A 13,728-nucleotide genomic window follows, 5' to 3' on the forward strand; every position below is an offset into this window, starting at 1 on the left:
GCTATCTCATGAATCCCATGGGGAAGAACGAGTTGAGGATCATGGTCAGGATAAAGTTGGCGATGAGCAGGGCCACGGAAGCGTACACCATGGCCTGCATGGTGGATTTGCCTACGCCCACGGCGCCGTTTGTAGTGTTCAGCCCCTCCCGGCAGGAGATGGTGGAAATGATGAGGCCGAAAGCAAGAGCCTTGACCAGGGCGACGATAATGTCCCCCATAGTGACAAATTTGCTCATGAAGTGCATCCAGTAGGCCTGGTCTACGTTAAAAGCGGTGACGCTGACGATGTATGCGGAGGCGATGCCCACCAGAACGGCTTCCATCATCAGAATGGGCATGGAAATAAGCATGGCCTGTATCCGCGGCTTCACCAGGTAGTCTACCGGATCCACATTCATGGAGTTGAGGGCATCCACCTGTTCCGTGACTTTCATGGTGCCGATTTCCGCGGCCATGGCGGACCCGACGCGCCCCGCAAGCATCAGCCCGGTGATGACGGGCCCCAGCTCCCGGAACATGCCCACGGCGACGACGGCCCCGCCCATGGTTTCCATTCTCACCGTTTGAAGCTGGAACAGTGTCTGGGCTTCCAGCACCGCTCCGGTGAACGCGCCGGTGATGATGACCACCGGCTGGGATTGCACCCCGATTTTTGCAATTTGCTCCACAAGCACGCGCATCCGGAACTGACCGGACCACATGCATGAAGCCACTTGGTAAAGCAGCAATCCGATTGACCCCAACCGGTCAACCAGCCTTAAAGCGGCGCGGCCGATCATGGTTGCTACATGGAATTGCATGGCTTCTACTAATCATTTCTTCCGCTTCAAGAGCAAGCGCAATGTATGCCACGGGAGGAAAAGGAAGGTTCCGCGTCAGTCTGCCAGCCGATGGATATAAGGCGTTTCCTGCGTTCCGGGGATGGAGCGCAGCATGAGGCGGGGCGGCAGTTTCAGGCGCGTCCATTCGGATGCGCGGGCCTGCCGCTGCAAACGGCGTATTTCCCTTTCCGATTCCGGGAACCGGTTCGCCAGCTCCGTGGCGGATTCATGTTTCCGGTGCAGACGGATGAGAAATCCGTCACGCATGGCGGCCTCCGGAGCCGGGGAAATGAAACCGGGGAACAGGTTTGCCAGTTCCGTCTCGTATAAATCCCCCAGCGGCATGAAATCCGCGGCTAAAGCGGCAGGAAGGAAGCGGGGCTCCGTCATGATATCCGTTCCCGTCAGAGAAGAGAGCGGCAGGGCTCCTTCTTCTTCCGCCCATTGGCGCATGAGCCATGCGGCCGTGGCTCTTTCGTCCAGCCCTTCGGTTTTGTTAGGGAGAGAAACCGTCCGTACGCCAATGCCAGCCGCGCCGGCGAAGGCTTGAACCTTTTCCCTTGTCTCTTCCGGAATGCCGGGCAGGGCGGGGATAAACCCCGTTATTGCCAGAGAGGGCCGCATTTCCTTCAATAGTTCCGCTAACAGAAGGGAAGCGGAATTTTCCAGCAAATTCAGGCAGACGGCCCCATACCCGCTTTTCAAAATGAAGTCTTCCATCCCTTTGCGGAGGGCGTGCCGGAGCTGTTTTTCCGGGGAGGGCAGGGGGGAGTCCGTTTCTGTGGAGTTTTCCGGTGAAATGACGGCGAAGTCCCGTTCAAAAAGACGCAGCCGTTTGAGAAGATGTCCGTTGCCGGACCATACGGAAGATGCGCCGGGCAGCAGAAACGGACCTTCTCCCCCGGCCAGGCGGGCCGTCAATACGGGGAGACCTGTTTTCCGCGCCGTACGGCGGGCTTCTGCCTCATCCTGTTCCAGCAGCCCCTCATGCCATGCATGGGCGGGCGTGCGGAGCAGCAGGCATGTGGAGGAAACGTGCGGCGGCGGAATTTCTTCCCGCGGGGCGATGGAGAAAACGGCTTCATCCTCCGTTCTCCGGATGCCAAAGACGGGGACGCGTTCGTTTCCATGCGGGGAGGGAGGGATAACGGCCTGCCGGGGAAAGGAAAGTCCGTTCCTCAACAGGTGGAATCGGATTCCTTCCGCGTCCGCCGCTCCCAGTAGCAGGGGGACGTCCGCTATTTCCCGTGCCAGGTAGGCCAGGGCCGCCCGGTGCTGGGCCCGGAAGCCGCTGCGCAAAGCCAGTTCACCGGTATGTACGCCGCTGAGGGCCAGCGGCGGACAGAGGACGAGCTCCGCGCCTGCGTCCAGGCAGGAGCGGTACAGTTCCACGATGGCTCTGAGGTTTCGGGGAAAGTGGCCGGGAATGGTTTCCGGTTGGATGAATCCTGTTTTCAGCATGCGACGGAAAGGTAGACTATTACGGGGCGGCGGGCAAGCCGGGATGACCGGAGGTCCGCCCCCATGCCTTTACTCATGCAGTTTTTATTTCAAGGAGCTTGTCATTCACGGTCTTCATGGTATGATCCCTGCCGATTGCGCGCCGTCCGTTCCCGGGCGCGGCTATTCGGAATACTTATGAGGAAACAGTCAACAGAGGGGCAGGAATCCTCCATCCAGCGCGCCAGGGCATTGTGGCGCGAGTATCTTCTTCCTTATAGGGGCACGCTGGCGTGGGCTGTGGTCGGAGGCGTGGTGGCCGCTGTTGCCAGCGGTTTCGGCATTCCGGTGATTTTACAGGAGATGTTTCCCGTGATTTTTGACGGGAAACCGCTGCCCCCCTGGGCGGAACGCGTGCTCTTGTGGTATGTGAGCCCGGAAAACCTGCCCCTGGTGACGGTGTGGGCCACGGCGGCCATGCTCCCGCTGGTGGTGGTGGTGCGCGGCCTGTCATCTTTTGTCAATGTCTATTTGCTTTCCAAAATAGGGCTGGGAGTGCTGGAAACGTTGCGGCTCAAGGTTTACCGAAAGTATCAGGATTTGTCCCTGGCTTTTCACGACCGGCAGCAGAAGGGGGACCTGTTGAGCCGCCTGATGCAGGATACCCAGTTTCTCCAGGGAGGCCTGGTGCAGATTGCCAATGACCTCATTATCCAGCCCCTGACTCTTTTGGCCGCGTTAGGGTTTCTGATTTACAGGGCTTCCGTCAGCCAGCAGTTTCTTATTCTGCTGGCGAATATGCTCCTGGTAGGCGTTTGCGTGATTCCCATTCGGTACATCGGCAAGAAAATGCTTGCCCGCGCCCGGGTGGTGCAATCCAGCCAGGGGGATCTTTCCTCCACGCTTCAGGAGAATTTTTCTTCCCAGCGGGATATCCGGGCCTTTGAACTGGAACAGCAGCAGATAGGGCTGTTCAGAGACAGAATCCGCCGTTATATCCAGGCGTCTATCGGCGCGGTTAGGTGGCAGAGCTTGCTGACCCCCTTGATTGAGTTCGTCAGCGCCATAGCCATGGCCGCCACCCTGCTGGTTGGCAATATGAACGGCATGAACATGGGGGATTTTGCCGCGCTGGCCACGGCCATGTATCTTTGCTATGAGCCGGTCAAGAAGCTGGGTTCCGTCCATAACAAGGCGGAAACCCTTAATGCCGGTCTGGAACGCATCAACCACGTGCTGAATGCTCCGGATGACGTGCCCGAACCGGAAAATCCAAGAAGCCCGGAGGCATGGAAGGGGGAAGTGGAGTTCCGCAACGTTTGCTTCGGTTATCAGCAGGACTCCCCCGTCATGAGGAACATTGATCTCCGCATTCCGGCCGGACAGGTGGTGGCCCTGGTCGGGCCCAGCGGAGCAGGGAAGACGACATTCATTAATTTGCTGTGCCGTTTTTATGATGTCCTTTCCGGCAGCGTGAAGGTGGACGGCATCGACGTGCGGGAGATGGGTAAAAAGGATCTTCTTTCCCACATAGCGCTGGTTTCCCAGTATCCCGTTCTGTTCCGCGGCTCCGTGGCGGACAATATTCGCATCGGCCGTCCGGACGCTTCCGACGCGGAAGTGGAAGAAGCCGGGCGCATGTCCGCCGTGGACAGTTTTATCCATGAGACGGGGGAAGGGTATTCCCGCATGATCGGGGAAATGGGGGAAGGGCTTTCCGGCGGCCAGCGGCAGCGCGTTTCCCTGGCGAGGGCCTTTCTGAAAAACGCTCCCATCCTGGTGCTGGATGAAGCCACGGCTTCCCTGGATATGAAGAGCGAGGAACAGATTCAGAAGGAGATTGAGAAACTGGCTTCCGGCCGCACGACGTTCATTATTGCCCACCGTTTCAGCACCATCCGGATGGCGGACCGCATTCTGGTGCTGGAGAAGGGAAGCGTGGTTGCGGACGGCACGCATGAAGAGCTGATGGCTTCTTCTCCCCTGTACCGGGAACTTTACAATAAGCAGCAGATGATTGCGGAGGAGGAAGGAGGCGCCTCATGTTAAGACAGTTTTTTGAATATGCGCGGTATTTGAAGCCCGTGATGAAGCTGTTCATCGCCGCTCTGGCTGCCGGGGCCCTGGCAGCCGCCGCCAGCGGTTTCGGTTTTCCGCTGATGATTGCCAAAGTATTTCCGGTGGTATTCGACAATACACAGATTCCCCCGGAGCTCCAGGACATGATCGCCCGGCTGGTGGCCCCGGAACACATGCGCATGGCGGTGCTGCTGGCCGTATGCTCCCTGCTGCCTCTGGTCTTCGCCGTCCGGGGCATAGGCACGTTCTTCAACGTGTACTGGATCAGCATCGTCAGCATGAAAGTGCTGGAGGCAATCCGGCTGGACGCCTTTTCCAAATTGCAGACGCTGCCCCTTTCCTTCATTGACCGTCAGAAACGGGGGGACCTGATCAGCCGGCTTATCAATGACGCCGCCAACGTGCAGGGGGGGCTGGTGGTTGCGGCCAATGACATCATCAAGCAGCCCCTGACTCTGCTGACCGCCCTTGCCTTCCTGGTGTACAAGGTATTTGTTGATCCGAATACGGCTTTGGTCCTGATGAATCTGGGGCTGATTGCGCTGGCCATATGGCCCATCCGCTTTTTCGGCCGCCGCGTGATGAAGAAGTCCAAACAGGCTCAGGACGAACTGGGCAATATTACGGCCGCCGCCCAGGAGAATTTGGCCTCCCAGCGTGAAATCCGTTCCTACGGAATGCAGGAACAACAGGTAAAACTTTTCCTGGGGCTGATTCAGCGTTTTTTCAAAATCAATCTCAGAACGGTGAAGTACAGGCACTTCCTGGTTCCCGTGCTGGAAATGGTGACGGCGCTGGGCCTGGGCGTTTTGCTGGTAAGGGGGCATGAAATGGGCATCACCAAGGCTGATTTCACTGCTTTGGCCGCCGCCCTGTTCATGTGTTACGACCCTCTCAAACGGCTGGGCGTGACGCTCACCAATTTGAAGAGCGCTTATGCCTCCCTGGAGCGCATCAATTACCTCCTGAAAGAACCGGATACCATGCCGGAGGCCGTTGATCCCGTTCCTATGGGACGCGCCGCCGGCCGCCTGGATTATGACGGCGTTTCCTTTTCCTATGATGGCGCCCGCAAGGTGCTGGACGGTATCAACGTGCATATCCGCCCCGGGGAAGTAGTGGGGCTGGTAGGGCCCAGCGGCGCCGGAAAGACGACATTTGCCAGCCTCCTTCCCAGGTTTTATGACGTTAGTTCCGGAGCCCTGCGCGTGGATGGCGTGGATGTGAGGGACGCTTCCCTGCATGATGTGCGTAAGAATATCGCCTTCGTCTCCCAGCACCCCGTCCTGTTCCACGGCACCATTATGGAAAATATCCGTCTGGGACGTCAGGACGCTACGGATGATGAGGTGGTGGCCGCGGCGCGCGCCGCGGCTGCGGACGGTTTCATCATGGGTATGCCGGACGGCTATCAAACCATGCTTGGCGACGGAGGCAGCGGATTGTCCGGCGGCCAGCGGCAGCGCGTAGCGATTGCCCGCGCTTTCCTGAAGGATGCTCCCATCCTGATTCTGGATGAAGCCACCGCGTCCCTGGACGCGGAAAGCGAGGCCCTGATCCAGCAGGAACTGGACCGGCTGGTGGAGGGAAGGACGGCGCTTATTGTGGCCCACCGTTTCAGTTCCATCCGCGTGGCGACGCGCATTCTGGTGTTTGAGGGCGGGCGCATCGTCGGGGACGGTTCCCATGCAGAGCTTTATGCCTCTTGCCCGTTGTACCGGGAGCTGTATGACCGCCAGTCCCTCTAAATAGGAGGGGATGGGGAGGAAAGCGTTTCCCGCGTCCGCGCCGGAATGAATATGGCGTTTTTTCTCAGGCCATGATGGAAAGAGCTATTGTCAAACAAGGGGCATGATGTACTATTTCGCCAGCATGAATATACTGGACGAATCCCTGATGAATGCCGTTAAAGAAGGGAAGCTTTTGGAGTCTTCCCGGACCAATATCCGCCTTCTGCTGGATGGTACCAAATCCCCCATAGCGCGCGAGGCCGTAGAAGAATTGGCCGCCGCCGGGGAATGGCAGGAGTTGAACGACCGTTTTTACAAAACACTGGCCTTCGGAACGGGGGGGCTGCGGGGACGCACCATCGGCAGCATCGTCACCCGGGCGGAGCAGGGGAACGGCGGCGTGAACGGCCGCCCGGAATATCCCTGCGTGGGGACCGCCTGCATGAACTACTTCAATGTGGGGCGGGCCATGCGTGGTCTGATCATTTATGTGAACAAGCATGTGGAGGCTACGGACCCGGGCAGGAAGCCCCGCCTGGTCATCGGACACGACACGCGCCACTTTTCCCGTGACTTTGCCGAATTCTGCGCAAAAATCGGCACGGACCTGGGATGTGACATTTACCTGTTCGACAGCCCCCGCGCCACTCCTGAAATTTCCTTTGCCATCCGGGAGCTTCATGCGGATTCCGGCGTGGTGCTGACCGCCAGCCACAACCCCTCCCATGACAACGGTTTCAAGGCTTACTTCAATGATGGAGCCCAGCTGGTGCCTCCGCATGACAAGGCCGTGATCAAGGAGGTCAATTCCCTGACTTCCGAAGAATATGAGCCGTTGCCGGAAGACCGACGCGGAACCCTTCATGTGCTGGATTCCTCCTTTGACCGCATTTACATGGACCGCTTGAAAACCGTGCTGCTCCGTCCGGAACTTTTCAACAAGGGGGGAGCTAAAATCGTTTACTCCAACCTCCACGGGACGGGCGGCCATATCATCGTGCCTCTGTTGAAGGAACTGGGCTGCAACGTGCAGACCGTGGCGGCGCAGGATGTGCAGGACGGACGTTTCCCGACGGTTGCTTCCCCCAACCCGGAAAATCCGCCGGCTCTGGCCCTGGCTATTGAACAGGCGGATGCTTCCGGAGCAGACATCGTCATCGCCACGGACCCGGATGCGGACCGCATGGGGGTGGCCGTGCGCGGGGAAGACGGAAAGATGCACCTGCTGACTGGCAACCAGATCGGCTCCCTGCTGGCGTGGTACCGCTGCATGAGCATGTCCGATCTTGGCATCATCAATGACTCCAACCGTTCCCGCGCCGTGATGGTGAAAACCTTTGTGACGACGGGGCTTCAGGACGCCATCGGCCACCACTTCGGTTATGAAGTGGTCAACGTCCTCACGGGGTTCAAGTATATTGCCCAGAAACTCGGTAAATATGAACAGGCCATTCCGGCGGAAAAACGGGAGGGCTACCGCAAGATGAGTGAAGAACAGACACACGCCCTGCGTCTGGAATACAGCCGTTACTTTGTCTTCGGCGGGGAGGAAAGCTACGGCTACCTGGCCCAGGACTTTGTGCGGGACAAGGACGCCAACTCCGCCGCCATCATCTTTGCGGAACTGGCCGCGTATGCGGAAAGCATAGGCAAGAGCCTTCTGGAACTGCTGCATGAACTCTTTGAGCAGTTCGGTGTATATTTGGAAATGGGAAAATCGCTGGTTATGGAAGGCGCGGACGGCGCGGCCAGAATCGCCGCCCTCGCCGCTTCCTATTCCTCCAATCCTCCCACGGAAGTGGACGGCGTAGCCGTCAGCGGCATCCGGGACTTTTCCAAGGGCGACATGGTGGATGCGGAAGGCGATCCCATTCCGGCGGAAAAAATGATTTTCGTAGATCTGGCGGACGGCCGCAGTTTTGCGGTGCGCCCCTCCGGAACGGAACCCAAGATTAAATACTACCTCTTCGGGCACGGGAAACCGGGCGCTCCTGTGAAGGAAGCATTGGCGAAAGTCCAGGCTTCCCTGGATTCCCTGTGGACGGCCGTGGAAAAAGATGCCCACAGCCGTTCCAATGGCTAAATATTGCTGATTTCTTTCCCCCGTCTACCATGTAATGTGGACGGGGGAAATTTATTTTCTTGCCAAGGAGGCGGGAATTCCGCAGTTTATAATTCTCATGACATTTGCGGCCCACAAAACTCTCTCTGTGGCTGGCGCCCTTTTGGCCGGCCTTTTTCTCTCTTCCTGCTCCTCCCAGCAACAAGTTGAAGCTCCTGCGCGTCTTCCCGCCTACCACTTTGTGCCCGGCAAGACGGCCGTGCTTCATAACGGGAAAGCCATTCCCCCCAGAAATGCCCCTTCGCAGGTCAAGCGCGCCATTGCGGCGGCCAATTCCCTGGTCAACAAGCCGTACCGGCTGGGCGGGGGGCACAGGAGGCATCATGATACCCATTATGACTGTTCCGGCAGCACTTCCTTTGTGCTGAAGGAAGCCGGTCTGCTTACGTCCACCCGCCATTCCAGGCTTTTCCTGAATTACGGGCAGAAAGGCGCCGGGGACTGGATTTCCATTTATGCCAAGAATGGACACGTCTTCATGGTCATCTGCGGCCTCCGGTTTGACACTACGGGAAGCGGGCGCCGCGGCGAAGGCCCCCGCTGGAGAGTGGACGGCCGCAATACCAGGCACTTCCTGGTGCGCCATCCCACAGGCCTTTGAACCGGGGCGGCGCGGAGGAAAACCGCGTTTTCTGCGTATGTTCGCGCAGGCTTTCTTGAATAATGGAAAGTAATGTGCTATCAGGTGCGAGGACGTTGATAGTTCCTTGATTTTCATGGCTAAGACAAAAATTCACGTAGGGCTTGAGATAGGGACAAGCAAGACTTGCATGGTCGTGGGCGAAGTGAAGCCCGATGCGACCGTGACAATCATCGGCGTGGGTGAGGTTCCTAGCGAGGGCGTGGTTCGCGGAGAGATTGAAGACACTTCCAAGGTCATCCAGTGCATTTACGATGCCTGGAATATGGCCCAGGACCATGCGGACGTGGATATCATGACCGTCTATCTGTCCGTGACGGGGGCTCATATTGTGGGGCAGAACAACCGGGGAACGTTCCGTCTTCCCCCGGATGAAAGCATTATTTCCCAGGAGCATATGGACGAGGTGACGGAAATCGCCCGGGACGTCGCCCTGGGGCCGGAACAATTCGTTCTGCACCGAGTGCCCGGTCTCTTTTCCGTGGACGGGCAGGAAAACCTGACCAATCCCGCCGGCTTGACAGGAAGAACCCTGGACATTGACTGCCATATCATCCACGGAATCAAATCCCGCATTACCAACTCTTTCCGTTGCGTGCGGGAAGTCCCGCTGGATATTGCGGATGTGGTTTTCGCCCCCATTGCCACGGCCCAGTTTGTGCTTAACAGGCAGGTCAAGCAGGCAGGCGCCCTGCTTATTGACATGGGTGCGGGCACGACGGACTATGTGCTTTACCTGGACGGCCAGCTTGTGGCCTCCGGATGCGTGCCGCTGGGCGGAGACCACATTTCCAACGACATCACGCTGATGACCGGCATCCCTCTGGCCCAGGCGGAACTGCTCAAGAAGACGGAAGGGGACGCCAACAGCTTTTCCGGGAAAACCAACGAGATGGTGCGCGTGCGTGGAGACGGGCATATGAAGGATGCCGCCATCGAACGCAACGTGCTGAATGAAATCATCCGTTCCCGACTGCTGGAAATTTTCAATCTGGTCAAATCCTCCCTGCCCAAGGACACCTTCAAGGGCAACCGCTGCCACGGCGTTTACCTGTGCGGGGGCGCCAGCCTGATGCGCGGCGTGGGGGAACTGGCCTCCCACGTGTTCGGCGTGGCCATCAGCCGGCCTACGCTGGTTAAAAACGGAGCGCCTTCCTACCTGGATGATCCGCGCTACTGCACGGCCATAGGCCTGATACGGTATGCCCAGATTCTGGATGCCGAGCTGCCGCAGCAGCGCAGCTGGCTGGGACGGATGCTGGGCTTCTTCGGAAAGAAGAACTCCTGATCAACCTTTATCCAAATTAACAACCATGCTGGAAATTTCTCCCCAGGGGCCGTCCGGCCTGCCCGGAAAAATCTGCCTGTGCGGCATTGGGGCCGCGGGAACCAAGGTAATGGAGGAAGTGCTGCTGCTGGCTCCCCAGCCAGTTTCCGTTTGCGCCATGAATCTTGATGCCCGGCTATTGAACGCCTCAGCCGTTCCGTGCAAGGTCCATTTGGGCGCCAGGCTTACCAGGGGGCTCGGTTCCGGCGGAGACGCCTCCGTAGGAACCCAGGCAGCCTGTGAAAGCGAATCTTCCATTCTCCGTGCTTTGGAAGGCAGCGCGTTGACTGTTCTTGTCGCCGGGCTGGGAGGGGGAACGGGGTCCGGCGTAGCTCCGGAAGCGGCCCGCCTGGCCAAAGAACAGGGGGCTTATGTCGTCAGCGTTGTCATCCGTCCCTTCAGGTTTGAAGGGGAACGGCGCGCTGCCCAGGCGGATGAAGCTTTGGCCCGGCTTGCCCTGTATTCCGACATGGTGCTGCGGTTTGATAATGACGCCATGGAAAGCCTCATAGACCCTGACAAGGGGGTGCTGGAAGCCTTTTCCGTGGTTAATGCCCTTATTGCCCGCGCCGTGCTTATTGTGCCGTCTCTGTTGAATTCTTCCGGAACCCTGCTTCGGGTGGGGCTGGACGACCTGCTCAGCGTAGCCGGAACGGGAAAAGGGATTTGCTCTTTTGGCGTGGGTGAAGCGTCTGCGGATGCGTCCGTGGCGGATATATTGGACCAGGTCCGTCATTCACCGCTTTTTCTGGAAAAACGTTTGGGAGAAGTGGACGATGTCCTGGTTCTGGTGCGCGGCGGGGGGGCCCTGACGCTGCAGCGTCTGGAAGACCTGGTGGACGGTGTGGCGGAAATCCTGGGAAGGGGAGTGCGCCTCCACATCGGCGCTTCCGTGGCGCAGCAGCCGGAAGACCGCCTGTCCCTGACCGTGCTGGGCGTCGTGCCTGTGGTAGAGCCGTCTGTTTCCCCGTCTGTTGCGTTTCAGCGGGAGGCGGAGCCGCAGACAGTGCTTGTGCCGGAGGAAAAATCTTTCCTCGGAGAGGGAAAAACTATTATTCAGCCCGCGCCTCCTGCCCCGGTTGACGAACCGGAACGGCATCCGGAGCCGGACCTTTCCGTCCCCGTCCCCAGGAGGGATGAACGTGAATTGGAAGAGGAACTGGTGCCTGTAAGGCCTGTCTCCGATATGCCGGATGCGCAGGAAACGCTTCTGGAATCCGCGCCTGTTGCGCAAAGTTCTGAAATGGAGGCGGAGTTGGAATCAGACATGATGCCTGATATTAAGGAACTGGAAGAGGGCTTGCCTCCGGAGGAAGGGGAAGAAGAGCGTGCGGGCCACGGCCTTTTTGCCCGTGTGCGTCCTCTCATTCTGGACGGGGAAGACCTGGATCTGCCTCCCGCTCTGCGGAAAAGGAAACCGGATCCGAGCTGATGATGTCCCCCCGCACGTCCAGGGTGTGGTTTTGGGCGCTGACCGCAGCCGCCTTATTATATACGGTGCTGCTCAGCTGGTGGAGTCCTCTCACTTCTGACACGTATCATCATGCCCTGACGGGCATGGAGCACTGCTTCTCTTCCAGCATGGTTTGGGAACGCTGCGTAGCCTCCTACATGACCTGGAATCCCAGAATCGGGGAATACCTGGCCTTTGCCGTAGCGACGGCGGGGAAATGGCTCTTCATGCTGATCAACCCCTTTGTGCAGGTCGGCCTTGCGCTGATGATGTTTTATCTGGCTTCCGGGCGCAGGGTGGATCCCCGTTCCTGGCCGGACGTGCGGCTGTTCGGATTGGGGCTTCTCCTGCTGTTCACGTGCACGGCCCGGCCCGGCGTCACGATTTACTGGCTCTCCGGCGCCACCAACTATTCCTGGGGCGCCGCCGTCTGGCTGGGCTTTCTGTGTCTGTACCGCGGTTTGCTGGAAGACGCGGAATCCGGGAGAAAAGGGGATGCCGGAAAGAACAATGGCTGGGGAAAGTTTGCCGCTGCGGCTGTTCTGGGATTTCCGGCGGGCATGACCAATGAAAACAATATTCCGGGAACCTGGCTGTTGCTGGGAGCCTTGTTCGTCTTTGTCCGCCTGGTGCGGAAAGAAAAACTTCCCCTGTGGTTTTATGCGGGCCTTGCGTCTCAGGTGGCAGGTTCCCTGTGCATGCTGCTTGCGCCCGGCATTTCCGCGCGGATGCATTCCGCCACTCCTGGCTGCGCGGAGCCCCTTTCCGGTTTTTGGAGCAGATGGGAAGCTCTGCCTTCGCTCCTGCTCCGGATGCATGAATACCTGGCTCTTCCGGCAGTGCTGGGTGTGGCGGCTGCCTGGGTTCTCTGGAAAAATTTCCGCAGAGACCGGAACTCTTTCCAGACATGGAAAATTTCCCTTGGAATAGCGGCGGCATATATTCTGGCGTCTTATGCCATGGCTCTTTCTTTCGCCGCCGCCGTCATTCCGGCGGATCATGCCATGTTCTCCGCCACCTTGCTGTTCGGCATTGGCGTGCTGGTCCTTCTTCGTATGTGGTACGGCATTCCCAATGCCGTGCCCCGGCCGCAGATAACTGTGGCCGTTTTTCTGGCGTTGTCCGGAATATGCGTTTTTTCAACTCTTCATGATCATCTGCTTTTGTTCCGGCAGCATGAAAAGCGCGTCCGCCTGATTCTGGAGCAGAAAATGGCCGGCATGCAGGAAATCATTGTTCCTCCCCTCTCTCCTCCCTCCCCGTGGTGCTCTTTCATTTTCTGGGTGGACCTGTCTCAAAACCCGGAAGACTACGTCAACAGGGGCGCGGCAATGTATTATGGCGTGAAGAGCATCAGAATCTTGTAGCAGGCAAAGGCTGCGGGATGTTAGAGCTTTTTGCTATGAAATAATGGGAAATGGCAATGGGATATCATCTGCGTCTGATGATGACTGTTGTTAACAATATAAAAAATCCTTTTAATAGGTTGCATGGTTTTCCTGTGCGGTTGTTGTCGCAGACGTGGAACATGCCCGTTTTCCTCAGTCGTGGGACTGGATATGTTTATGGCGCATCCATGATGGAGAAGGGGGAGAGGGAACGGAACGTCTTGACGGCCGCGAAATCATGGAAGTTCGGTGCCATTTCAGTTTTTCGGCATTTTACAGGCAGGACATCTGGGGGCCGCAGCGATGCCATCTCGTGACGATTTCCAAATTCGGCTGCTGTGTGGATCGGGATACCGTAATGAAGACAGCAATGACAATGGTAAGTATTATTTGGAAAAGAGATTGGAGCCTGCGCTTGTGGAGATGCTGGTTCGTTTTTCTCCAAGGCAGGCTGGTGAAGTGGTCAAATATCTTAAAAAGGCCGGGTACGCTGATCAGGAAATCGGAGACCTGATTGACCGGACTGTAGGCCGCGATGGAAAAACGGAGTTTTTATATAAGGGCGGCCGGGGGCGCCAGCACGATAGAAAGATCAAGTCCCGTGGCTCCGGGCATATGAAATAACATGGAGGATTGGGAACTTCCCGGAAATTTCATTGTTTCGCCAGGGACGCCAGGGGGGCATGGCAGACGGGAACAGGCAGATTCCGGGATGCCGCGTTATGG

At 58.0% G+C, this 13,728-nt stretch carries 10 protein-coding genes; 8 read left to right on the plus strand and 2 right to left on the minus strand.

Annotated features, from left to right (window positions below; all coding sequences use genetic code 11):
• Position 1 precedes the first annotated feature (1 nt).
• Both CI070_RS09960 and CI070_RS09965 read right to left on the minus strand, forming a co-directional pair.
• Positions 2-802 carry an MlaE family ABC transporter permease gene (locus tag CI070_RS09960; protein WP_094135608.1) on the minus strand — a complete coding sequence of 267 codons (801 nt, stop codon included), beginning with the start codon at positions 800-802 and terminating at the stop codon, positions 2-4.
• Positions 803-877: 75 nt separating this feature from the next.
• Positions 878-2,284 (minus strand): hypothetical protein, encoded by a 1,407-nt coding sequence (locus CI070_RS09965; RefSeq protein ID WP_094135610.1) that lies wholly within the window; start codon positions 2,282-2,284, stop codon positions 878-880.
• 177 nt (positions 2,285-2,461) lie between these two features.
• Here CI070_RS09965 and CI070_RS09970 point away from each other — a divergent pair, with 177 nt between their 5' ends.
• The 8 genes from CI070_RS09970 (at position 2,462) to CI070_RS10005 (ending at position 13,626) form a co-directional block, all read left to right on the plus strand.
• Complete coding sequence (locus CI070_RS09970) at positions 2,462-4,312, plus strand: ABC transporter ATP-binding protein (protein WP_179218311.1); 1,851 nt, start codon at positions 2,462-2,464, stop codon at positions 4,310-4,312.
• Positions 4,306-6,090: an ABC transporter ATP-binding protein gene (locus CI070_RS09975; protein ID WP_094135614.1), complete on the plus strand. Its 1,785-nt coding sequence runs from the start codon at positions 4,306-4,308 to the stop codon at positions 6,088-6,090. The genes CI070_RS09970 and CI070_RS09975 overlap by 7 nt, the downstream gene beginning before the upstream one ends.
• Positions 6,091-6,214: 124 nt before the next feature.
• Positions 6,215-8,155 (plus strand): phospho-sugar mutase, encoded by a 1,941-nt coding sequence (locus CI070_RS09980; protein WP_256943704.1) that lies wholly within the window; start codon positions 6,215-6,217, stop codon positions 8,153-8,155.
• A 127-nt stretch (positions 8,156-8,282) separates the two neighbouring features.
• Positions 8,283-8,795, plus strand: coding sequence for a hypothetical protein (locus CI070_RS09985; protein ID WP_046436133.1), 513 nt, complete (start codon positions 8,283-8,285; stop codon positions 8,793-8,795).
• A 115-nt stretch (positions 8,796-8,910) separates the two neighbouring features.
• Entirely contained in the window at positions 8,911-10,122 is a 1,212-nt protein-coding gene (gene ftsA / locus CI070_RS09990; RefSeq protein WP_128154263.1) for a cell division protein FtsA, read from the plus strand.
• Between the two features lie 25 nt (positions 10,123-10,147).
• On the plus strand, positions 10,148-11,593 hold the full coding sequence (locus CI070_RS09995; RefSeq protein WP_179218312.1) for a cell division protein FtsZ: 1,446 nt from the start codon (positions 10,148-10,150) through the stop codon (positions 11,591-11,593).
• Positions 11,593-12,981 (plus strand): DUF6056 family protein, encoded by a 1,389-nt coding sequence (locus CI070_RS10000; RefSeq protein ID WP_143245530.1) that lies wholly within the window; start codon positions 11,593-11,595, stop codon positions 12,979-12,981. Before CI070_RS09995 ends, CI070_RS10000 begins: the two co-directional genes overlap by 1 nt.
• A 270-nt stretch (positions 12,982-13,251) precedes the next feature.
• Complete coding sequence (locus CI070_RS10005; RefSeq protein ID WP_094153293.1) at positions 13,252-13,626, plus strand: hypothetical protein; 375 nt, start codon at positions 13,252-13,254, stop codon at positions 13,624-13,626.
• Positions 13,627-13,728 lie beyond the last annotated feature (102 nt).

The sequence above is a fragment of the Akkermansia muciniphila genome (genome assembly GCF_900184965.1).
Classification (GTDB): domain Bacteria; phylum Verrucomicrobiota; class Verrucomicrobiia; order Verrucomicrobiales; family Akkermansiaceae; genus Akkermansia; species Akkermansia muciniphila_A.